General features: G+C 60.4%; 20 protein-coding genes. 12 read left to right on the plus strand and 8 right to left on the minus strand.

Translation table 11 applies throughout. From position 1 onward, the window contains the following. Nucleotides 1-268: 268 nt before the first annotated feature. The gene (locus tag ACTZWY_RS17350; protein ID WP_444791971.1) at nucleotides 269-745 is read right to left on the minus strand and encodes an Lrp/AsnC family transcriptional regulator; all 477 of its coding nucleotides are present in this window, start codon (nucleotides 743-745) and stop codon (nucleotides 269-271) included. 240 nt (nucleotides 746-985) lie between these two features. Between ACTZWY_RS17350 and mbhE the strand changes: the two genes are divergently transcribed. The 7 genes from mbhE to mnhG are packed head-to-tail and all read left to right on the plus strand — an operon-like array spanning nucleotide 986 to nucleotide 6,676. Further along, on the plus strand, nucleotides 986-3,280 hold the full coding sequence (mbhE, locus tag ACTZWY_RS17355; RefSeq protein WP_444791972.1) for a hydrogen gas-evolving membrane-bound hydrogenase subunit E: 2,295 nt from the start codon (nucleotides 986-988) through the stop codon (nucleotides 3,278-3,280). After that, nucleotides 3,277-3,699: a Na+/H+ antiporter subunit B gene (locus tag ACTZWY_RS17360; protein ID WP_444791973.1), complete on the plus strand. Its 423-nt coding sequence runs from the start codon at nucleotides 3,277-3,279 to the stop codon at nucleotides 3,697-3,699. The genes mbhE and ACTZWY_RS17360 overlap by 4 nt, the downstream gene beginning before the upstream one ends. A 3-nt stretch (nucleotides 3,700-3,702) precedes the next feature. After that, nucleotides 3,703-4,074, plus strand: coding sequence for a Na+/H+ antiporter subunit C (locus ACTZWY_RS17365; protein WP_444791974.1), 372 nt, complete (start codon nucleotides 3,703-3,705; stop codon nucleotides 4,072-4,074). After that, a complete protein-coding gene (locus ACTZWY_RS17370) occupies nucleotides 4,071-5,573 on the plus strand; it encodes a Na+/H+ antiporter subunit D (RefSeq protein ID WP_444791975.1) in 1,503 nt (500 codons plus the stop codon). Before ACTZWY_RS17365 ends, ACTZWY_RS17370 begins: the two co-directional genes overlap by 4 nt. Then, nucleotides 5,570-6,049: a Na+/H+ antiporter subunit E gene (locus tag ACTZWY_RS17375; protein ID WP_444791976.1), complete on the plus strand. Its 480-nt coding sequence runs from the start codon at nucleotides 5,570-5,572 to the stop codon at nucleotides 6,047-6,049. Before ACTZWY_RS17370 ends, ACTZWY_RS17375 begins: the two co-directional genes overlap by 4 nt. Next, nucleotides 6,046-6,381 (plus strand): monovalent cation/H+ antiporter complex subunit F, encoded by a 336-nt coding sequence (locus ACTZWY_RS17380; protein ID WP_444791977.1) that lies wholly within the window; start codon nucleotides 6,046-6,048, stop codon nucleotides 6,379-6,381. The genes ACTZWY_RS17375 and ACTZWY_RS17380 overlap by 4 nt, the downstream gene beginning before the upstream one ends. Further along, nucleotides 6,374-6,676 carry a monovalent cation/H(+) antiporter subunit G gene (mnhG, locus tag ACTZWY_RS17385; protein ID WP_444791978.1) on the plus strand — a complete coding sequence of 101 codons (303 nt, stop codon included), beginning with the start codon at nucleotides 6,374-6,376 and terminating at the stop codon, nucleotides 6,674-6,676. The genes ACTZWY_RS17380 and mnhG overlap by 8 nt, the downstream gene beginning before the upstream one ends. Before the next feature lie 17 nt (nucleotides 6,677-6,693). On the opposite strand, the gene ACTZWY_RS17390 is transcribed toward mnhG, so the two are convergent. The 3 genes from ACTZWY_RS17390 to ACTZWY_RS17400 form a co-directional block, all read right to left on the minus strand. Next, nucleotides 6,694-8,535 (minus strand): SLC13 family permease, encoded by a 1,842-nt coding sequence (locus tag ACTZWY_RS17390; protein WP_444791979.1) that lies wholly within the window; start codon nucleotides 8,533-8,535, stop codon nucleotides 6,694-6,696. A 311-nt stretch (nucleotides 8,536-8,846) separates the two neighbouring features. After that, the gene (pnp, locus tag ACTZWY_RS17395) at nucleotides 8,847-10,979 is read right to left on the minus strand and encodes a polyribonucleotide nucleotidyltransferase (RefSeq protein ID WP_444791980.1); all 2,133 of its coding nucleotides are present in this window, start codon (nucleotides 10,977-10,979) and stop codon (nucleotides 8,847-8,849) included. A 294-nt stretch (nucleotides 10,980-11,273) separates the two neighbouring features. Beyond that, a complete protein-coding gene (locus ACTZWY_RS17400; RefSeq protein ID WP_444791981.1) occupies nucleotides 11,274-11,966 on the minus strand; it encodes a sugar transferase in 693 nt (230 codons plus the stop codon). Nucleotides 11,967-12,415: 449 nt separating this feature from the next. Here ACTZWY_RS17400 and katG point away from each other — a divergent pair, with 449 nt between their 5' ends. After that, nucleotides 12,416-14,587 carry a catalase/peroxidase HPI gene (katG, locus tag ACTZWY_RS17405; RefSeq protein ID WP_444791982.1) on the plus strand — a complete coding sequence of 724 codons (2,172 nt, stop codon included), beginning with the start codon at nucleotides 12,416-12,418 and terminating at the stop codon, nucleotides 14,585-14,587. Nucleotides 14,588-14,886: 299 nt separating this feature from the next. On the opposite strand, the gene ACTZWY_RS17410 is transcribed toward katG, so the two are convergent. After that, on the minus strand, nucleotides 14,887-15,096 hold the full coding sequence (locus ACTZWY_RS17410) for a DUF1127 domain-containing protein (protein WP_444791983.1): 210 nt from the start codon (nucleotides 15,094-15,096) through the stop codon (nucleotides 14,887-14,889). Between the two features lie 230 nt (nucleotides 15,097-15,326). On the opposite strand from ACTZWY_RS17410, the gene ruvC reads away from it, so the two are divergent. From ruvC to ruvB, 3 genes are read left to right on the plus strand one after another with little or no spacing between them, the layout of a single operon-like run. Then, a complete protein-coding gene (gene ruvC, locus ACTZWY_RS17415) occupies nucleotides 15,327-15,833 on the plus strand; it encodes a crossover junction endodeoxyribonuclease RuvC (protein WP_444791984.1) in 507 nt (168 codons plus the stop codon). Then, a complete protein-coding gene (gene ruvA, locus ACTZWY_RS17420; RefSeq protein WP_444791985.1) occupies nucleotides 15,830-16,498 on the plus strand; it encodes a Holliday junction branch migration protein RuvA in 669 nt (222 codons plus the stop codon). The genes ruvC and ruvA overlap by 4 nt, the downstream gene beginning before the upstream one ends. Nucleotides 16,499-16,501: 3 nt before the next feature. Next, nucleotides 16,502-17,539, plus strand: a complete 1,038-nt coding sequence (gene ruvB, locus ACTZWY_RS17425) for a Holliday junction branch migration DNA helicase RuvB (protein WP_444791986.1) — start codon at nucleotides 16,502-16,504, stop codon at nucleotides 17,537-17,539. Nucleotides 17,540-17,916: 377 nt separating this feature from the next. On the opposite strand, the gene ACTZWY_RS17430 is transcribed toward ruvB, so the two are convergent. Next, on the minus strand, nucleotides 17,917-19,377 hold the full coding sequence (locus ACTZWY_RS17430) for a ferredoxin reductase family protein (RefSeq protein ID WP_444791987.1): 1,461 nt from the start codon (nucleotides 19,375-19,377) through the stop codon (nucleotides 17,917-17,919). A 233-nt stretch (nucleotides 19,378-19,610) separates the two neighbouring features. Here ACTZWY_RS17430 and ACTZWY_RS17435 point away from each other — a divergent pair, with 233 nt between their 5' ends. Further along, nucleotides 19,611-20,684, plus strand: coding sequence for a polyheme membrane-associated cytochrome C (locus tag ACTZWY_RS17435; protein WP_444791988.1), 1,074 nt, complete (start codon nucleotides 19,611-19,613; stop codon nucleotides 20,682-20,684). Between the two features lie 4 nt (nucleotides 20,685-20,688). Here ACTZWY_RS17435 and ACTZWY_RS17440 read toward each other — a convergent pair whose 3' ends face one another. Next, on the minus strand, nucleotides 20,689-21,618 hold the full coding sequence (locus ACTZWY_RS17440) for a bifunctional riboflavin kinase/FAD synthetase (RefSeq protein WP_444791989.1): 930 nt from the start codon (nucleotides 21,616-21,618) through the stop codon (nucleotides 20,689-20,691). Nucleotides 21,619-21,658: 40 nt separating this feature from the next. Continuing rightward, nucleotides 21,659-22,102, minus strand: coding sequence for a MaoC family dehydratase (locus ACTZWY_RS17445; protein ID WP_444791995.1), 444 nt, complete (start codon nucleotides 22,100-22,102; stop codon nucleotides 21,659-21,661). Nucleotides 22,103-22,334: the final 232 nt, after the last annotated feature.

The following is a 22,334-nucleotide window of genomic DNA, read 5'->3' on the forward strand; positions in this document are numbered from 1 at the left end:
AGGCCTGTTGCTGACGTTCAAGGCATTCCGCAGTGCGGAGCAAAGGCCGCAGGCCGCCGCACTATCGGCGGGCCGTCCCGCGGCCTGCCGATGACCTGAAGGCGTGCCAAGCGCTTGATGTCAGGAATATGCCGCCTGGATAAAGTGAACCCCTACAACGCCGGATCGGCAGACCCCGGCCCGCCGATAGCGCGGGCTTAGTCCAAGGGCGAAGGGCAGCTTCAGGCCAAGCGCAACCCGCCTTGCGGGGGTTGCCAATCTGCGTTTGCTACAGGAGCACCTGCAAGGGCAAAGGGGCGTCCTTGACGTTTTTGGTGACGATATAGGTGAAATATCGCTTCACACCCGCGCGCCGCGCCAGCAACCCGTCCATAAGCACCTGATAGGCCGCGATATCGGGGGTGGTCACTTTCAGCAGGTAATCAAACCCCCCGCCCAGCGACCAGCAATCGGTGATTTCATCCAGTGCCGCTATGGCGCGTTCAAAGCGCTGGAAATCCTCGGATTTATGGCTGTCCAGTTCGATAGTCACAAAGATGACGACATGGGGCGCAATGCGCGCCAGCGCGATGTCGGCGCGGTAGCCCCGGATCAGGCCCGCATCCTCCAGCCGCTTCAGGCGTTCCCAGCAGGGTGCAGGCGACAGGTTGACGCGCCGGGCCAGTTCGGCCTTGGTGATCCGCCCCTCGTGTGACAGGACCGACAGAATTGCAATATCGCGGGCGTCTAAGGCGGGGCTGCGCATGGTCCCAACTTTCGAGACGGGGCGCGCCTTGTCAAGGGCACGCACAGGGCGCAGCTGACCGCGCACCCCGCCCCTGAGAGCGCAAACACAAGGCACCACGGGTTTATCCATGCGGAAACACAAATTTGTTGACCGATTTACGTTGCGAATTTTGGCGCAAAATGTGAAACAACGCGCGCCATGCCAGTTCAATGCGGCAGGGCAACTGACATAACTGCAAATCAGGAGTCGACCGATCAGATGGCAGAGCCTTCCGACCCGAACGCGCCCTGGGTGACGCCTGCGGGCATGATCACCGTAGCGTTGACCGCCGCATTATTCCTGTTTTTCCTGCAATATTTGCCTGTTGTGCCCCGTGATGGTGCGGTGCAATGGGTCTGGGACTGGATACCCAGTTTGCAAGTGCGGCTGTCCTTCTGGCTGGACGGGTTAAGCCTGATGTTTGCGCTGCTGATCACGGGGATCGGCACGCTGGTGATGCTGTATGCCGCGCGCTATCTGGCCGGGCACCCGCAATATAGTCGGTTTGCGCTGTATCTGTTCAGCTTCATGTTGTCGATGCTGGGGCTGGTTCTGGCCGATAACCTGATTGCGCTGTTCGTGTTCTGGGAACTGACGACCTTCACATCCTATCTGTTGATCGGGTTTTCGCATACCGACCCCAAATCGCGGCGCAACGCGTTGCAGGCCTTGTTGCTGACGGCGGCAGGGGGGCTGGCGCTGCTGGCAGGGTTCATCCTGATCGGGATCACGCAAGGCACGTTCGAATTGTCACAACTGAACGCGGCGGGCAGTATGGCCGAACACCCCATCTATCTGGGGATTCTGGTTCTGGTGCTGTTGGGGGCGTTTACCAAATCGGCGCAGGTGCCGTTTCATTTCTGGTTGCCCAATGCCATGGCCGCGCCCACGCCGGTTTCGGCCTATCTGCATTCGGCCACGATGGTGAAGGCGGGGGTCTATCTGCTGGCGCGGATGCATCCCAGCCTGTCGGGCAGTGATGTCTGGGTCTATACGCTGACCATTTTCGGGGCGGTCACGGCGGTGTTTGCGTCCTTCATGGCGCTGCGCCAGACAGATTTGAAGCAAACGCTGGCTTATACCACGCTGATGGCGCTGGGCACATTGGTCATGTTTCTGGCCGGGTCGTCAGGCTATGCGATTACGGCAGCGATGACGTTTTTGCTGGTGCATTCGCTGTACAAGGCGGGGTTGTTTCTGGTCATCGGGATTATCGACCATGAAACCGGCACGCGCGATGCCAATGTGTTGGGCGGGTTGGCGCGGGCCATGCCGTTGACAGCGGCGGCAGCGGGGTTGTCTGGGCTGGCGATGGCGGGCATTCCGCCGTTTCTGGGCTTTATCGCCAAGGAAGTGGCCTATGCCGGGGCGCTGACCATGGCGATCAGCTGGTTTGTGGTTATCATGGGGATGGCTGCGTTTGCACTGATGTTCGCGGTGGCGCTGATTGTGGCGTGGAAGCCGTTTTTCGGCCCGCAAGGCAAGCTGCCGCGCACCCCCCATGAGGGGCCTTGGGCCATGGTTCTGGGGCCTGTGACATTGTCCGTTATCGGGCTTCTGGCGGGGCTTTTGCCCGGTGTCACGGCCTATTATCTGGTGGAACCCGCAGTTGCCGCCGTGATGGGCGCGCCGGATGTGGGCGGGCGGCTGAAGCTGTGGGCGGGGGTGAACCTGCCCCTGGGGCTTAGCCTGCTGACCTTCGCATTGGGGTTTGTGCTGTATAAGGTGCATGCCCGCCTGCGCGCCCTGCTGGCCGATATGGAAGCGCGCGCCATCAACATGGATGCAAGCTGGGATGTGTTGCTGGACCGCTTCATGGCCGTGGCCAAGGGCCAGACGCGCTTTATTCAGACGGGTGTTTTGCGCCACTATATGTTCGCCACATTCGCGGTTTTCGCGCTGACGGTTCTGGGCACATTAATCTGGCGCCCCGCTGCTGCGCCAGTGCTGGATTTCGCGGGCACCGGCTTTGTGGAATGGGGCATTGCGGCGCTGATTGGCGCGGGCACAGTGCTGGTGGTGCTGACATCATCACGGATTACAGCACTGGTGGGGCTTGGCGTTGTGGGGATTGGGGTTGCGCTGATCTTCATCGCCTATTCCGCGCCGGATGTGGCGATCACGCAAATTCTGGTGGAATTGCTGGTGGTGGTGCTGCTGGCGGTGGCGCTGCTGAAAATGCCGCATCTGGACCGCACCGGCAAACAGACGCACCGCCCGTTTGATGCGGGGCTGGCCGTGCTGGTGGGCGGGGTTACCGCGTGGGTGCTGCTGCGTGTGACCAACACGCCCTTTGACCGCCGCCTGACGGATTTCTTTGAAGCGTCTTCTTGGACCGAAGCCTTCGGGCGCAACATCGTCAATGTCATCCTTGTGGATTTCCGCACGCTGGACACCTTTGGCGAAATCGCAGTCGTGATTGTCGCGGCGCTGGGGGCGTTTGCCTTGCTGAAGGGGGGGGCAAAGCGTGCCTCTGATGACGTGCCCGGCCCCAGAGAGGAGGACCGCCCATGAACTCCATCATCTTTACGGCGGGGGCGCGCATTCTGGTGGCGCTGCTGTTCATCTTTTCGCTGTTCATGCTGCTGCGCGGGCACAACCTGCCCGGTGGCGGGTTTATCGGCGGGTTGCTGGGGGCGGTGGCGTTTATCGTCTATTCGCTGGCCTGCGGCCCGGCACAGGCCAAATCCGCGCTGCGTGTCAGCCCCGAAGGCATTGCCGCAGTGGGGCTTGGTATTGCACTGGTTGCGGGGCTGGTGTCGTTTTTCTTCGGCGATCCGTTCTTTACCGGGCAATGGTATTGGGTGGGGGGCGACAGTTATGAAACAGCGCTTTTCACTGTGAATACAGTTCTGGTGTTTGACATTGGTGTGTATCTGGTGGTGCTGGGGTCGATCCTGTCGCTTGCCTATGCATTCGAGGAGGAAACCTGACCCATGGAAGCCCTGACTGCCCTTGTCGTCGGCGTTCTGGTGTCCGCATCGGTCTATCTGATGCTGGCACGCAATTTCATGCGCTTCATGTTCGGACTGATCTTGTTGTCGAACGCGGCCAATCTGGTGATCTTCGCCTCTGGCCGCATGACAAAAGGTGCGCCCGCGCTGGTGCCTTATGGGGCGGACAGCCCTGTTGGCGTGGTGGGAAATGCCCTGCCGCAAGCGCTGGTTCTGACTGCTATTGTTATTGGCTTTGGCTTGCTGGCCTTCACGCTGGCGCTGGCCTTTGAAACCTATCGCCGGTTGCGCACCATGGATACGGATAAAATGCGCATTGCCGAACCCAAAGATGCCGACGAGGACATGAAATGACAAGCTGGCTTCTGGTCATGCCCATCGCCGTTCCCTTTGCAACGGCGGTGCTGGCCTATTTGATGCGCCGCGCGCCAAGCGGGCGCTGGATTTCGCTGACAGGGTCGGTTCTGTCGCTGGTGGCGTCCATCGCGCTGCTGATGGCAGTGCTTGACGAAGGCGTGATTGCCGCGCAGATGTCCAACTGGGATGCGCCCTTCGGTATTACGTTGGTGGCGGATTATCTGGGCGTGGTGATGGTGGTGATCACGGCTATTACCGGGCTTGCGACCGCCATTTACGCGCTGGGGGAAATTCCCGAACGCATTGAACGTCTGGGCTATCATGCGCTGTTTCAGACGCTGATTGCGGGGGTCACGGGCGCGTTTCTGACAGGGGATCTGTTCAACCTGTATGTGTGGTTCGAGGTGATGCTGATTTCATCCTTCGGGCTGCTGGTTCTGGGGGGCACGCGCGAACAACTGGACGCAGGCATCAAATATGTCGCGCTGAACCTTGTCTCGACTATTATTTTCCTGTCGGGGATCGGGCTTTTGTATGGGGTCACCGGCACGCTGAACATGGCCGACCTGCGCCAAGCCGTGGCCAATGCCGAGGACCAGACCCTGATTACCGTCATCGCCATGATGTTCATGGTGGGGTTTGGCGTGAAGGCCGGGGTGTTCCCGCTGTTTTTCTGGCTGCCGGCGTCCTATCACACCCCGTCATTTGCCGTGTCGGCAGTGTTTGCGGGGTTGCTGACCAAGGTGGGCGTCTATGCGATGATGCGCATGTTCACGCTGGTGTTTGTGGGCGATATCGGGTTCACGCATGAAATCCTGATCTGGGTGTCACTGGCCACCATGCTGACGGGCGTTCTGGGGGCGGCCGCGCAAACCGATTTCCGCAAGATCCTGTCCTTTCACATCATCAGCCAGATCGGTTACATGACGCTGGGACTGGCGCTGTATACGCCGCTGGCGCTGATGGGGGGGGTGTTCTATCTGGTGCACCACATCATCGTGAAAGCGAACCTGTTTCTGGTGTCGGGCATGGCGTTCAAGCTGACAGGGTCCACGGATCTGAACCGCATTGGCGGGCTTTACAAATCCTCGCCATTTCTGGCGGCGCTGTTCATCGTGCCTGCATTCTCGCTGGCCGGGTTTCCGCCGCTGTCGGGGTTCTGGGCCAAATACCTGATTGTGAAAGCCTCGATCGAGTTGGAAGCGTGGTTCATCGCCTTCATTGCGCTGTTTGTGGGCTTGCTGACGATTTTCTCGATGACAAAAATCTGGGGCATGGCCTTCTGGAAACCGCATCCTGACGGGATTGATCCGGTTCCCGCGCGTGTGCCCGGCCATATCCGGGTGCCGATGATGCTGCCCATTATCGGTCTGGCGGTCATGACAGTGCTGATTGGCTTGTTCCCCGAACCCTTTGTGCAGTTTGCACAAACCGCTGCGGCGCAGTTGCTGGACCCAAGCGATTATGTCACCACAGTTCTGGGGGCGCAAAAATGAACGGATTTTTGATTAACCTGCTGCTGGCCTTTGCCTGGGCGGCGATGACGGGGTCCTTCGGGTTGGGAACACTGGCCACAGGTGCGGTGCTGGGGTTCTTCGCGCTGTGGCTGTCCGCGCCGCTGACAGGCATTGACCGGCTGTATTTCCTGCGCAGTTACCGCGTGGTGCGGCTGGCGGTGTATTTCTTCTGGGAATTGCTGTTGTCCTCGGTGCGGGTGGCATGGGATGTCATTCGCCCCTTTCCCAAAAACAAGCCCGCCATCATTGAAATGCCGCTAAGCGTGAAATCCGATATCGAGATTTTGCTGGTCACCAACCTGATTTCGCTGACACCGGGCACGCTGAGTGTGGATGTCACCCAGGACCGCAGCACATTGATGGTGCATGCCATGTTCGCAGATGACCCTGACGCCTTGGTGGCCGAATTGAAAAACGGCATGGAACGCATGGTCGCGGAGGTATTTGAGAAATGAGCGCTGCTGAATTTCTTGATCTGTCAATCCAGATTGGCCTTGGAATGATCCTGCTGGGGCTGGCTGTGGCCTTCATCCGGCTGGCCATTGGCCCGACATTGGCCGACCGCGTGGTGGCGTTGGATATGATGAACATCACCATCATCGCGTTTTGCGGCTTGTATGCGATTGCAATTGACGATGCATCGCTTCTGGATGTGGCGATTGTGGTTGCCCTGGTGGGGTTTCTGGCCACGGTGGCACTGGCGCGCTACGCAGAACGCTATTTCGAACGCGAGAGCAAGCCCCCCCAAACCGGGGGCAGCCAAACCGATGGGGGCGGGGATGATTGATGTTCTGAAGGGTATTCTTATTCTGGGGGGCGGTGCGTTTGTCTTGATTGCCGCCATTGGAATTGTGCGCCTACCGGATTTGCTGACGCGGATGCATGCGTCCACCAAGGCGGGCACATTGGGCAGTTTGCTGATTTTGGCGGCGCTGGCGGTCAATATTGGCACTGTGGCGGGCACCAGCAAGGTGTTGGCGACCGTGTTCTTCCTGTTGCTGACCGCGCCCATTGCCGCGCATATGATCGGGCGCGCCTATGCCAGAACCAGCACCAAGGCACCCAATACGAAGCAGAAATAGCGCCCCCACGCGGCGGGCTAAAGTGGCCAGACCCACAGCAGCATGGGCAGGCTGACCGCTGTAACCAGTATTTCCATGGGCAGGCCCAGACGCCAGTAATCCCCGAAGCGAAATCCGCCGGGGCCAAGGATCAGCGTGTTGTTCTGGTGCCCGATCGGTGTCAGAAATGCGCAGGACGCCCCGATGGCCACCGCCATAAGGAAGCTGTCGGGGTTGACCCCCAACGCGCCGGCAATGCCAAGGGCAATCGGGCACATCACCGCCGCTGTGGCCGCGTTGTTCATCACATCTGACAGGAACATGGTTGCCACCAGCACCACGGCCAGGGCGGCAACTGCGTTTCCCTGCGCGATGGTCTGCACCAGAAACACCGCCAGCATGTCGGCGGTGCCGGTGGCCTGCATGGCACCCGCCACCGGAATAAGCGCGGCCAATAGCACGATAACCGGCCAATCGATGACCCTGTAGACCTGACGCGGTGGCACTGTGCGCAGCAGCATGGACAGCAGAACCGCCAGCACAAACCCGATAGCCGCTGTCAGCACGCCCAATGTGACCAACACCACCGCACCCGCCAGAATAGCCCCCGACAAGACCGCCTTGCGTTTGTCTGGTATGCGCAGGTCGCGTTCCCCAAGCGGCACGCAGCCGGTATCATTGATAAAATCTGCCATCACATCGGCCGGGCCTTGCAACAACAGCAGATCGCCTGATTTCAAGGCCACTTCGCGCAGGCGCGCGCGGGGCGGGTTGGGGTCGCGCGACACGGCCAGCAGGTTCAGACCATAGCGCGTGCGCAGCCGCATATCGCTGGCCGATCTGCCCACAATGCTGGACGCAGGCAGCACCGCCACTTCGCGCAAGACAATCTCGGGGTCGCGGGGGGCGCTTTCGTCATTCTCCGCATCAGGGCCCGGGTCAGGGGCGGTTTTGTCGCTGGACGGGGCAGGGGGGGCTGTGCTGGCGGGGTCGACCTGTTCTTCCAGCTTGATGTCGAACACCGCCAGCGCTTCTGCAAGGGTGTCCACATCCGCTTCCAGCACCAGAATATCATCAGGCTGTATGCGCCGCCCGCCATGGGGGGCAATCATGCGCACCTCGTTGCGCACAAGGCCTGCAACCTGCGCGCCGCTGTCATTGATTTCGCGTTCAAACGCGCGCAGCGTCAGGCCCACGGCCTTGCTTTCTTCTGGCACGCGCACTTCGGAAAAATACGCCCCGGTTTCAAAGCGCGCCTCGCCCGCGGCCTTGCGCGCGGGCACCAGCCGCCAGCCGACCAGCGCCACGAACACCACCCCCAACACGGCAACAGTCACGCCCACTGGCGCGAAATCGAACATGCCAAACGCGCCCGCCCCTGTTTGCGCGCGAAACCCCGACACAATCAGGTTGGGGGGTGTGCCCACCAATGTGGTCATGCCGCCCAGAATAGTGCCAAAGGCCAGCGGCATCAGCACTTGCCCTGCCGTCATGTTCAACCGCCCCGACAATTGCACTGCAACCGGCATCAACAGGGCCATGGCGCCTACATTGTTCATAAAGCCCGACATGGCCGCACCAAGCCCGGTCAAGGCCAGCAAGCTGGGAATCCGCCCGGCATTGCGTGGCAGCACGCTACGCGCCAGCCAGTCCACAGCGCCGGTATTTTGCAACCCGTGGCTCAGGATCAGCACACAGGCCACTGTTATGACCGCCGGGTGCGCAAACCCCGCGAAAGCATCCGCAGCAGGCACCAGCCCTGCCAGCACACAGGCAATCAGCGCCGTCAGTGCGACCATATCATGGCGCAGCTTGCCCCACAGAAACAGGCCCATCGTCGCTGTCAGAATGGCCAATATCAGAAGTTGGGGCAGTGTCATCTGACCAGATCCCGCGCGTTGCCACATGGTCCAGACAATCAGGAATAGGCCCGTGGTGCAATGCCCCTTATGCGCCACTGCAGCACCGCGCAAAGACGCAGGCATCAGGTCAGGGCGGGATGCGCGGGCCACGGAAACCAAAAAGGGGGCGTGCCAGCCTGCCTGGCCAACACGCCCCCCAATGCGCAGAAGCTGCCGGGAAGAACGGCAGTGCCCTTAGCGCATGTAGCGTTCAGTCGCGTTCACGCCACATGCCCTAATGCGCAGTTTCAAGAACCTCAAAACTGGTTCCCACTGCTGAGCAACCTGCTCTAGTCCTCTGATTTCTCGGCAGAAATTTCTTCGCCCGTGGCCTGATCCACCATTTTCATGGCCAGCCGGACCTTGCCGCGCTCATCAAAGCCCAGAAGCTTGACTTTCACTTCCTGACCTTCCTTCAGCACGTCCGACGGGTGGTTCAGACGGCGGTTTTCAATCTGGCTGACATGCACCAGACCATCGCGCTTGCCAAAGAAGTTCACGAATGCGCCGAAATCCACCAGCTTGACAACCTTGCCAGTGTAGATCTTGCCGATTTCGGGTTCCGCCACGATGGAATAGATCATGTCATAGGCCGCCTTGATGGCCGCCTGATCATTGGACGCGATCTTGATCATGCCATCATCATTGATGTCGACCTTCGCCCCCGATGTTTCCACGATTTCGCGGATAACCTTGCCACCGGACCCGATGACTTCGCGGATTTTGTCAGTCGGAATCTGCATGGTTTCGATCTTGGGCGCATATTGGCTGAAGCTGCCTGCTTCGGTCAGCGCTTTGGACATTTCGCCCAGGATGTGCATACGCCCGTCCTTGGCCTGGGCCAGCGCCTGTTCCATGATTTCAAAGGTGATCCCGGCCACTTTGATGTCCATCTGCAAGCTGGTAATGCCCGCTTCGGTGCCCGCAACCTTGAAATCCATGTCGCCAAGATGGTCTTCGTCGCCCAGAATGTCGGTCAGGACAGCGAATTTTCCGTCATTTTCCAGGATCAGGCCCATGGCAACACCGGCAACCGGCGCTTTCAGCGGCACGCCTGCATCCATCATCGACAGCGACCCGCCGCAAACTGTGGCCATGGAGCTGGAGCCGTTGGATTCCGTAATCTCGGACACAATGCGGATGGTATAGGGGAAGTCAGTTGCCGCTGGCAGCACCGCTTGCAGCGCGCGCCAGGCTAGCTTGCCATGCCCCACTTCACGCCGACCGGGAGGGCCGAAACGCCCCACCTCGCCCACCGAATAGGGGGGGAAGTTGTAGTGCAGCAGGAAGTTGGATTTGCTGGTGCCGGTCAGCGCGTCGATGAACTGCTCATCATCGCCGGTGCCCAGGGTGGTGACACACAGCGCCTGCGTTTCACCACGGGTGAACAGTGCAGACCCATGCGTGCGCGGCAACAGGCCGGTTTCCGACACGATCTGGCGCACGGTTTTGGTGTCGCGCCCGTCAACGCGGGGGTCCCCGTTGATGATCGCACCGCGCAGGATGGAGGATTCCAGCTTCTTCAGCGCGGCCCCCAGATTTTCATCGGCCAGCTGCTCTTCGGTCAGTGCGGCCTTGATGGCATCGCGGGCGGCTGAAATTGCGGCAACGCGTTCCTGTTTGTCGCGCAACGCGAAGGCGTCGCGCATCTGCGCCTCGCCTGCGGTTTTGATGGCGGCATACAGGTCAGCGTAATCCGGCGCCTGAAAATTGAACGGTTCTTTGGCGGCTTCTTCGGCCAGATCAATGATCAGGTCAATGACGGGCTGATAGCTTTCATGGGCGAATTTCACCGCGCCCAACATTTCTGCCTCGGACAGTTCATAGGCTTCCGATTCCACCATCATCACGGCGTCTTTTGTGCCCGCGACAACCAGATCAAGGCGCTGTTCAGCGTTTTCGCGCAGTTTTTCCATGTCCTGACATTCAGGATTCAGGACATATGCGCCATTGGAGTAACCCACACGCGCAGCCGCGATCGGCCCCATGAAGGGCACGCCCGAAATGGTCAGCGCCGCAGAGGCCGCGATCAGCGCCACGACATCGGGTTCATTGACCAGATCATGCGACAGCACAGTGCAGATGACCAGAACTTCGTTCTTGAACCCATCGACAAACAACGGGCGCAGGGGGCGGTCAATCAGGCGCGATGTCAGCGTTTCCTTGTCGGAAGGGCGCGCTTCGCGTTTCAGGAACCCGCCGGGAACCTTGCCTGCAGCGTAATATTTTTCAACGTAATGCACGGTCAGCGGAAAGAAATCCTGACCGGGTTTCGCCGCCTTGGCGAAGGTCACGTTTGCCATGACACTGGTTTCGCCCAGCGTGGCAATGACAGACCCATCGGCCTGACGGGCAATTTTGCCTGTTTCCAGTGTCAGCGTTTCTTCGCCCCACTGGATGGATTTTTTAGTGATGTTGAACATTCAGCGTATCCTCATGGGGGGTAATCCGGCCCTCCGGCCCCCCGATTGCATAGCGGCCCCATTGCCGCCGACCCCCAATCCTGTGCATCACGCCGGGGTCAATGCGTCACGTCTCAGATAAGGTTGCCCTTACATCAAAAACGCCGCTGTGAAAAGTGACGATTGCGCCAATACCAAACCCCGGTTGCAGGGGTGGCGCGCAAAAGAAAAAGCCCCGCCCGCAAGCTGTGCAGGAAGGGCTTTTGTGTGGGGGGGGCAGGGGAATTTGCCCCGCCGGGCGCACAAACCGCCTGATTACCGTCCCGTCATGCGCAGGACCGACAGCCCGGTTTTGACCATCAGCGACAGGTCCCACAACATGGACGCGCGCTCGGCGTATTGCACATCCAGCGCGACACGCTGCTGATAGCTGATATCATTGCGCCCTGATACCTGCCACAGGCCGGTAATGCCGGGGCGCTGCGACAGATAGGCATCCTCATAGCCCGCATACATGTCAAGTTCGTCGCGGGTCACGGGACGGGGGCCAACGAAGCTCATCTCGCCTTTGATGACATTCCAAAGCTGGGGCAATTCATCCAGACTGCTTTTGCGCAGGAATGCGCCCAGACGGGTGATGCGCGGGTCGTTTTCCAGTTTGAAATTCTCGCGCCATTCCTGCGCGGCGGCGGGGTTGGCATTCAGGTATTCTTTCAGCTTCTGTTCGGCATCAGGAACCATGGTGCGGATTTTCCAGCACTTGAACAGCTTGCCATCGCGCCCCACGCGGGCATGGCCGAAAAACCCCGCCCCCCCTTCGCGGCGCACCAACACCCACAAAACCGCAATCACCGGCGCAATAATCGGAACCAGCGCCACGGCGATAAGCAGGTCCACAACGCGCTTGGCGTAGCGGCTGTAGGAATTGGACGCGATGCGCGTTGCACCAACTGAAGCGCCGACTTCCTCGGCGTTGTCAAAATAAACGGAGCCATCCAAATGTTTCATGTTCACTGTCCCCTGTCGGGCGATTTTTAATCAAGTTTTCGGGAACTAATGCTAAACTGGTTACAAATATCGTCGTTAAGGCCCTATTAGGGAATTGTGAAGGTTTTATCAACCATGACGTATAAAATCGGTGCAATTGCCCAAAAAACGGTCGCAGCGCCTTTCTGCGGCGCAGAAACTGGCCTTTTTCCACGCGATTTGCGGGAATTGCGGGGGGTGGGCCGGGCCGGGCCCGCGCTGGAGGGGGTGGGCAATCGCACCCGGCGACTCGCGCACTGACAGGTGAATGATAATATTTGCTGATGCAAACAATAAGAAAATACAAGTTCTACTTATGGATGCAGCATGCTATGCCGCACCCATACCGACGGGAATCGACAGTTTGAAGCGGTCATAACACCGCGCCACCTCCCGCCAGCACATTTTGCAAGCAATCCAAGGAGTATGACATGGACGGCAACGACACCCCCAAAGGCGGCAAATGCCCCGTAATGCATGGCGCAATCACCGACACTGGCAGTTCCGTCATGGACTGGTGGCCAAAGGCGCTTAATCTGGACATTTTGCACCAGCATGACACCAAGTCGAACCCGATTGGCAGCGTGAACTACCGCGAAGACGTCAAATCTCTTGATTTTGACGCGCTGAAAAAAGACCTGCATGCCCTGATGACCGACAGTCAGGACTGGTGGCCTGCGGACTGGGGCCATTATGGTGGTCTGATGATCCGCATGTCGTGGCACGCAGCCGGAACCTACCGTATTCAGGATGGTCGCGGCGGGGCAGGCACTGGCAACCACCGTTTTGCGCCGCTCAACAGCTGGCCCGACAACGCCAATCTGGACAAGGCCCGCCGCCTGCTGTGGCCCATCAAGAAGAAATACGGCAACAAAATCAGCTGGGCCGACCTGATGGTTCTGGCGGGCACTGTGGCTTATGAATCGATGGGGCTGAAAACCTTTGGCTTCGCCTTTGGCCGCGAAGACATCTGGCACCCCGAAAAGGACATCTATTGGGGCGCGGAAAAGGAATGGCTGGCCCCCAGCGATGAACGCTACGGCGATGTGGCCAACCCCGCCACCATGGAAAACCCGCTGGCCGCTGTGCAAATGGGGCTGATTTATGTGAACCCCGAAGGGGTGAACGGCCAGCCCGACCCGCTGAAAACCGCTGCACAAGTGCGCGAAACATTCGCCCGCATGGCGATGAATGATGAAGAAACCGTTGCCCTGACCGTGGGCGGTCACACAGTCGGCAAATGCCACGGCAATGGCCGCGCCGAAGATCTGGGGCCCGAACCCGAAGCGGCAGACCTGTTCGAACAGGGCCTTGGCTGGAACAACCACAAAGGCCGTGGCGTTGGCCGTGACACTGTGACATCGGGCATTGAAGGGGCGTGGACCACCCATCCCACCAAATGGGATAACGGCTATCTGCACCTGCTGCTGAACTATGAATGGGAACTGAAGAAATCGCCTGCCGGTGCATGGCAATGGGAACCTGTCAACATCAAGGAAGAAGACAAGCCCGTTGATGTGGAAGACCCGTCAATCCGCTTGAATCCGATCATGACGGATGCGGATATGGGTATCAAGATGGACCCCATCTACCGCGAGATTGCAGAGCGGTTCTACAAGAACCCGGACCAGCTGGATGATGCGTTTGCGCGTGCATGGTTCAAACTGACCCACCGCGACATGGGACCGAAAGAACGCTATATCGGCCCCGATGCCCCGACCGAGACGCTGATCTGGCAAGACCCCGTTCCTGCTGGCAACACCAGCTATGATGTGGCTGCCGTCAAGGCGAAGATTGCCGCAAGCGGGCTGAGTGTCAGCGATATGGTTGCCACGGCATGGGACAGCGCGCGCACCTTCCGCGGGTCGGACCTGCGCGGCGGTGCAAATGGCGCGCGCATTCGTCTGGCCCCGCAAAAGGACTGGGAAGGCAATGAACCCGCCCGTCTGGCACGCGTGCTGGATGTGCTGGAACCCATTGCCGCAGATACTGGCGCAAGCATTGCCGATGTCATCGTTCTGGCGGGTAATTACGGTGTGGAACAGGCCGCCAAGGCCGCAGGGTTCGACATCGAGGTGCCCTTTGCCCCCGGTCGCGGTGATGCCACGGACGAAATGACGGACGCAGACTCCTTCAAGTATCTGGAACCACTGGCGGACGGGTTCCGCAACTGGTCCAAGAAGGACTATGTTGTAACGCCCGAAGAAATGCTGTTGGACCGTGCCCAGTTGATGGGGCTGACCGCGCCTGAAATGACCTGCCTGTTGGGTGGGATGCGCGTGATCGGCACCAATTACGGCGGCACCAGGCACGGTGTTTTCACCGACCGCGAAGGCGCGTTGACGACTGATTTCTTCGTCACCCTGACCGATATGGGGTTCAAATGGGACCCCAAAGGCAGCAATGAGTATGCGATTGTGGACCGCAAGACCGGCGCGGAGAAATTCACCGCGACGCGTGTTGATCTGGTCTTCGGGTCGAATTCTGTGCTGCGGTCTTACGCTGAAATCTATGCACAAGACGACAATCAGGAAAAATTCGTCCATGATTTCGTTGCCGCATGGACCAAGGTGATGAACGCAGACAGGTTCGATCTGGCCTGAAGCTGACAAAACGCGCGCGCTTGCAAAATGCGCGCGCCCTTGCACCCTGCGCCTTTGTGCGGGGTGCTTTTTTGTGGCCGTGTCATCGCGCTTGGCACGACAAGGCCGCTGAGGTCCGGTCTGATGTGGATGGCGACGGACGACCAAGGCGCGGGCGATACCCAAGCGCGCAGGACCGCTGCACACCAAACACCCGTCTTTCGGTGCCGTTCTGGCGGGGCGGATATGCAAAAGGCCCCGGAAACTGTCCGGGGCCTTTTACTTTTGTGTCGGGGTATGGTGCGTCTGCGCGTCCCCCATCAGCGCCCCTTCAGGGCAACGCGTTCAATATCCGCGCGGATCAGGCCGATATCTTGCAATTCGCGGTCGCTCAGCGCGTTCAGTTCGCGCCGTGTCACGCGCGCTTCGTTCCAGCTGCGCAGGCCGTTGAAGAATGCGCCGAAGGTCAGGCTTTGGAAACCGCCAAGCACGCGATCAGCATGCGGGCGACTTTGGGCGTAGAAGGACATTTCAATCTCCGGTGGAATAAGTTTTCAAACTGCCGCTGTGTTGTGCGGACAACTGGCAGGTATGCTGTTTTCATGGGCAGAGCAACTATGGGAAATCGCAATCCCCCTATGCCATGGGTGCATGACTGGGGGTGATTTCAGCATGGCTTCGCCGAAGGGCTTGGCAGATGTTCGCGCTTCGTGCTAATGCATGGAAAACTACAGGCCCATATATACCGGAGTGACCAGCCATGCGCGTGATCGGCATTGACCCAGGCTTGCGCAATCTTGGCTGGGGGGTCATTGATGTGGACGGGGTGCGCATGCGCCATATCGGCAACGGGGTTTGCCATTCCGACCCGAAGGCCAGTCTTGCCGCGCGTTTGCTGGCGCTGCATAGTGGTCTGACTGCGGTTCTTGAACGCTACGCGCCCGATACCGCAGCGGTGGAACAGACATTCGTAAACAAGGACGCCGTTGCCACGCTGAAACTGGGCAGTGCGCGCGGAATTGCCTTGCTGGTGCCCGCACAGGCGGGGCTGGAGGTGGGCGAATACGCCCCCAATGCGGTCAAGAAGGCCGTGGTCGGGGTGGGCAAGGCCGCGAAGGAACAGGTGGATCATATGGTGCGCATGCAACTTCCCGGTGTCCAGATCGCGGGGCCGGACGCTGCCGATGCGCTGGCAATTGCGATTTGCCATGCGTTCCATTGCCAGTCTGCGCGCCAGCTTGCCATTGCGGTGGGGGGCGGGCGATGATTGGCAAGCTGACGGGCGTTGTTGACATGCGCGGGCCGGATCATGTGCTGCTGGATGTGCGCGGCGTGGGGTATATTGTCTATGTGTCCGACCGCACGCTGATGGCCTTGCCGGGCCGGGGCGAAGTGGCGGCACTTTATACCGAACTGGTCGTGCGCGAGGATTTGCTGCAGCTTTACGGCTTTCCCAGCTTGCTGGAAAAGGAATGGCACCGTGTTCTGACCTCGGTTCAGGGGGTGGGCGCGAAGGCGTCGCTGGCCATTCTGGGGGCGTTGGGGCCAGAAGGGGTGGCGCGCGCCATTGCCTTGGGCGACAGCAGCGCGCTGCGCAAGGCCCCCGGTGTGGGGCCGAAACTGGCGCTGCGCATCGCCAATGAACTGAAGGACAAGGCCCCTGCGCTGATGGGGATCGAAAGCGCGCCTGCCGCACTGCCCGCGCAAGGGGCGGTGATCGATGACGGGGCGCCCCCCGTGCCAACCCCCGCCGCGCCGCCCCCTGTCATGCGGTCCAATGCCACATCAGACGCCATGTCGGCCTTGGCCAATCTGGGCTATGCGGGCAGTGATGCCGCCCGCGCCGTGGCCGAAGCGCAGGCCACAGCGCCTGATGCCGAAACACCTGCCCTGATCCGCGCCGCATTGCGCCTGCTGGCCCCGAAAGGCTGATGAATGACAACACCTGACCCCACCTTGCGCGGCGCGGATATGGCCAGCGACCCGCCCGAACTGGACAAGGCGCTGCGCCCGCAGGGCCTGGATGAATTCATCGGCCAGCACGAAGCGCGGTCGAACCTGCGGGTGTTCATTCAATCCGCGCGCATGCGGTCCGAAGCGATGGACCACACGCTGTTTTATGGCCCGCCGGGCCTGGGCAAGACGACATTGGCGCAAATCATGGCGCGCGAACTGGGCGTGGGGTTTCGCATGACATCGGGGCCGGTTCTGGCCAAGGCCGGTGATCTGGCGGCCATTCTGACCAATCTGGAAGCGCGTGATGTGCTGTTCATTGATGAAATCCACCGCTTGAACCCGGCAGTGGAAGAAGTGCTGTATCCCGCGATGGAAGATTACCAGCTTGATCTGGTCATTGGCGAAGGGCCTGCGGCGCGCACAGTGCGCATTGAATTGCAGCCCTTCACATTGGTGGGGGCGACCACGCGACTGGGGCTTCTGACCACGCCGTTGCGCGACCGGTTCGGCATTCCCACGCGCTTGCAGTTTTACACCGAGGCCGAGCTGTGCCAGATCGTGGCACGCGGCGCGCGCTTGCTGGGCATCCCTGCGGAAGATGACGGTGTGCGTGAAATTGCGCGCCGCGCGCGGGGCACACCGCGCATTGCGGGGCGTCTGTTGCGCCGCGTGGTTGATTTTGCACTGGTCGAGGGGGACGGGCGCCTGACACAGGCCTTGGCCGATAATGCGCTGACACGGCTGGGCGTGGACCATCTGGGCCTTGATGGGGCGGACCGGCGCTATCTGGTGTTGCTGGCCGAAAATTACGGCGGGGGACCGGTGGGGGTGGAAACCATTGCCGCCGCATTGTCGGAATCGCGCGATGCGATTGAAGAAGTGATTGAACCCTTCCTGCTGCAACAAGGCTTGATTGCGCGCACCCCGCGCGGGCGCATGCTGGCGGCGAAAGCATGGGCGCATCTGGGCCTGGCCGCGCCCGCCCCCCCCGATCAGGGGCGCTTGTTCGAGGGGTAGGGCGGTGATCTGGGCCAGGGGGGCGTGACCGGGCAAGGCCAAGGCCGGGGCGTAAGATAGCCCGCGCCATTGGTGGGCCGGGGTCTGCCGATCCGGCGTCATAGGGACGCGCTTTATGCAGGCTGCATACTCCCAACATCATAGGCTTGGCATGCCATCAGCCAAATCGGCAGGCCGCGGGACGGCCCACCGATGGCGCGGCGGCCTGCGGCCTTTGCTCCGCGCCTTAGCGCGTGTCGCTTTCATTCTCATTCGCGCGACCCACTCACACCTTTTGGTGTCGCAGGTCTTTTTGCGCAAAACCGGTTCCCACTTTTGCGCGACATGCTCTAGGATGTGCGTGATCAGGTGCAAACTGATCTATCCACGCAGCAATGTCAGGTTACCCCCGCCAGCGCTGCAAACCCGGCAACCAGCGCCCCAACACCCCCGCCAATGGCCAGAATATTGCGCGTGCGTGCGCGGTCCTGCCGGGATTTTGCGCCCGTGGCATAATCGAAGCGTTCATAGATCACATGCGCCATGGGCATGCCCAGTTCCAGCAACGCATCCGACACCGCCACCACCATGGGGCCGGGGCCGCAGATCAGGGCCTTGGTCTGGGTGGGGTCAAGCCCGTCCAGCATGTCGCGCAGCCGGTCCTGTGTCAGGCGACCGGCCACAATATCGGGGGCAGATGCGCCTTCTTCGCAGGTCAGCCACAGCTGCAAATCCAGCGTGCGGGTGGCGGCGCGCATCTCCTCCAGGCAGGCGAAATTTGGCGCGGACCCAACTGCATAGGCCAGCCGCACAGGCCGCCTGTCGCCGCGTGCCACCATGTCGCGCAAAATGCCCAGAACCGGCGCAATGCCCACACCGCCACCAATCAGCAACACGGATTTGGGGTCATGCGCCTGCAGGCTGAATTCGCCATATGGCCCGTCAATGCCAATGCGGCGCCCTTCGGGCAATGTGCCGATATGGTTGGTGAAGTCCCCCGCTTCCTTGATCAGCAGGCTTAGCCCTGCGCGCGCGGGGCTGTCGGCAATGGAAAACGGGTGGTCAAACAGCGGAAAGCGGCGCGTGCCTTTGGTCATCCAGACAAACTGCCCCGCGTGATAGGGCAGGGCGGGTGTGCCCGGTTCAGGCTGGATGTCCAATTCCCACATGCGATCGGCGCGTTTGGTCACCGATGCCAGCCGCCATGGCTGGCGGTGCAGTCGCGCCCAACGCCAGCCATAGAGCGTAAGCATCACCACCAGCACCCCCGCGCCCACGCCCCACCATAGCAGCGCAACCGGCCCTTGCGCGCTGAACCGCCCCACCGCGATGGCATGATGCAAGCCCCCAAACACGGCCACCAGCCCCAGCACCACATGCACACTGCGCCAACCCTCGTAGCGCCATGGCAGGCGGTCGCGTAAAACCGAACTGGCAATCAGCACCACAAGCGCGCCCAAAGCCACGACCCCGCTGCGGTAGGCCGGATCCGTCAGGTAAAACTGTAGCCGCACCCAGCCCAGTTCGGGGTTTTGCGCCCATGTGCGCCAGATATAGGCCAGCGGATGCAACACAACAGCAAGCGCCAGCCAAGACGCAGCCAGTTTGTGAAACCCCATGATCTTGTCAATGCCCAGCTTGCCCGATACCGCTTCGAACCGCCCTGATGTGACGAACTGCACGGCCATTCCCAGCAGGGCAATCATGCCCATAGCGGCAGCGGCATATTCCCACACTGCAGCGGGCGCAACGCGTTGGGTCAGGGCCAGCGCCAGCGGCAGGGTGGCGACCAGACCATAGGCCAGCGCAAGGCCGGGGCCTGACGGGCGAAGCGCGGAAAGGGGGCGTGTGTGCGACATGACTTGCAATCTGATCCTGTTTTCGGCCAAGCTGACGCGTGAAAGATCACATTTGCCATGATGCAGATCAAGCCCGGGGCTTGGTTGCAATGCTACCCTTGGCACATAGCGCATGTCGCGCAAAAATGGGAACCGGTTTTGCGCAGAAAAGGCACACGCAAGCATAAGGTTGGCGTGTGGCGCGTGAATGTGAATGAACGCGACACGCTGTAGAACGCAAAAAGGGGGACCAGATGCGCCTTGTTTCGGTTTTTGTCCTGATGATCGCGGTGCTCGCGGCCCCGCAATCGCGCGCCAGTGATCTGGTCGGGCTGGAACAGGTGATTGCCGCATGGCTGAAGTCCCCGCATGGGGATTACCATTCCCGGTCCTTCACCTATTGGAACGACCAGGGGCAGGTGCCCGAAAGCTGCGCCATGTGCCATTCGGAAACCGGGTTTGTCGATTTTCTGGGCGCGGATGGCAGTGCGGCAGGCGTGGTGCACAGCCCCGGCGTGATCAATGCGCCCATTGGCTGCGTGGCCTGCCATACGGCAGAGGCGCATGCGCTGGATGCGGTGGTGTTCCCGTCGGGCGCGGAGGTTCAGGAACTGGGCGCCTCGGCCACCTGCATGGTCTGCCATCAGGGGCGGCAATCCGGCGCGGATATTGATGCGCGGGTTGCGGGGCGGGAGGCGGACACAGTGTCTGCCGATCTTGCCTTTGTGAACATTCATTATGCGGCATCAGCGGCCACCATGCTGGGGGCGCAGGCGGGGCCGGGCTATCACTATGCGGGGCGCAGCTATGCGGGGCGGTTCATGCATGTGCCCGGTGCCGATACCTGCGTGGCCTGCCATGACGCCCATAGCACGGCCGTTGAAACTGATGGTTGCCTGACCTGCCATCAGGGCGTGAGCGATATTCGCGACATCCGCACCCAGCACCGCGATTTTTCGGGAACTGGCGACAGGTCTGGCGGTATTCACAGCGAAATCATTGCGTTGCAGGGCGAACTTCTTGCGGCTATCCGCGATTATGCGGCGCAGGTTGCGGGCACGCCCATCGCCTATGTGTCGCGCCATCCCTATTTCTTTGCGGACCCGGACGGCACAGGGGATTTGCCCCTTGATCAGGCAACCCGCGACAACCGCTACCAGTCATGGACGCCGCGTTTGTTGAAAGCGGCCTATAATTATCAGGTGGCGGTCAAGGACCCGGGCGGATATGTGCATAACCCGCGCTATATGCTGCAACTTCTGTATGACAGCCTGGACGACCTGTCGCAGCAGGTTGACATTGACATGTCGCGCATGGCGCGGCCGTAAGCGTTTAGTTCAGTGCCGCAAGGATGGCGCGCGCCTGCGCGCTGTCGCGGTCCATCTGGGCAATCAATGCATCAAGGCTGTCGAATTTTGCTTCGTCGCGCAGATGTTCCACAAGGGCGACGGACAGATGCACATCATACAGATCACCGGTGAAATCGAACAGGAAGCTTTCCAGATTGGGCAGGTTTTCCCCGAACATGGGCCGCACCCCCATGGACGCAACGCCCCCATAGCGCCCCTGATGGGGGCCTGTCAGCACATCAACCTGAACTGCATAAACACCGAATCGGGGTGGGTGCAGGCCAGTGATGGACATATTCGCAGTCGGATAGCCCAGCACGCGCCCGCGCTTTTCGCCATGCAGCACCATCCCGTCAATACGGTGCCAATGGCCCAGCATGCGCGCGGCATCCCGCGGGCGCCCGTCGCTGAGCGCTGTGCGAATGGCCGTGGAGGAATAGACCGCGTCATGGTCGCGCAGCAGCGGCGCAATGGTCACATCAAAGCCCAGATCGCGGCCATATTGCGCCAGATCTTCGGCTGTGCCCGCGCGCCCCTTGCCAAAGCAGAAATCCGCGCCGACCACCACATGCGACACACCAAGCCCCTGATGCAGCACCACCTGCGCGAAATCCTGCGGCGAAAAGCCCGACAATTCCGGCCCAAAGGGCAGTTGATACAGGCACCCCACCCCCATGCGTGCCAGACGGTTGGCGCGCGCCTCGGCGTTCATCAGCCGGAAGGGCGGGGCGGCGGGGGCGAAGAATTCGCGCGGATGCGGTTCAAATGTGACAATGCCCAAAGGCGCATCATCGCGGCGCGCAAGGTCAATAACTGTCTGGTGGCCCAGATGCACGCCGTCGAAATTGCCCATTGCAACCGAAGCGCCCCTGCAGGCCGTGTCCAGCGATGTCCAGTGATTTACAATACGCATCTGTCCCCTGCGGGACGCGATGGCGCGCATGCATCCCGACTTAGTCGAATTTCCGGCTGGGTGCCAGCACAGTGGCTTCACCCTTCAGAACAGTCGTATTGCCTACACTGCACCGACAATCAAGAGTGACGCGGCGCTTGGCGTAATCAATGGTCAGAACCGTGACTTCGGCCAGCACCACATCACCGGGGCGCACGGGGGCCATGAATTTCAGGCTTTGGCCCATATAGATGGTGCCGTGTCCGGGCAGTTGTTCGCCAATCACGGCGGAAATTAGCCCTGCGGTCAGCATGCCATGGGCGATGCGCCCTTCAAATATGGTGTCTTGTGCATAGGATTCGTCCAGATGCACGGGGTTGCGGTCTGTGGACACTTCGGCAAAAAGTTCAATGTCGCGGTCGGTCACCTGTTTGCGCAAATGGCGCGTCATGCCGATTTCAAGATCTTCAATACAGATCGTGCCGCGCGGAAAATTATCATTCATGCTATGGTCCAACATCACTGCAACCCTTTCGTCATGCCGAATCTAAGGTTTTGTTGCGGTGCAGCATTACCTTGTATCGGGCTTTTGCGCAACATGCTTTGGAATTTTAAGTCCAATTAACGCCATTTGTGGTAATTTTATTACCATGCCATTTTGCGCGGCCGCCGCACCTGACATGCAACAGGCCGGGCTGTTCGGCCCGGCCTGTGTTTTGCGGTTCTGCAACAGGGAA

The sequence above is a fragment of the Roseinatronobacter sp. NSM genome (assembly GCF_052379845.1).
Taxonomy (GTDB): Bacteria; Pseudomonadota; Alphaproteobacteria; order Rhodobacterales; family Rhodobacteraceae; genus Roseinatronobacter.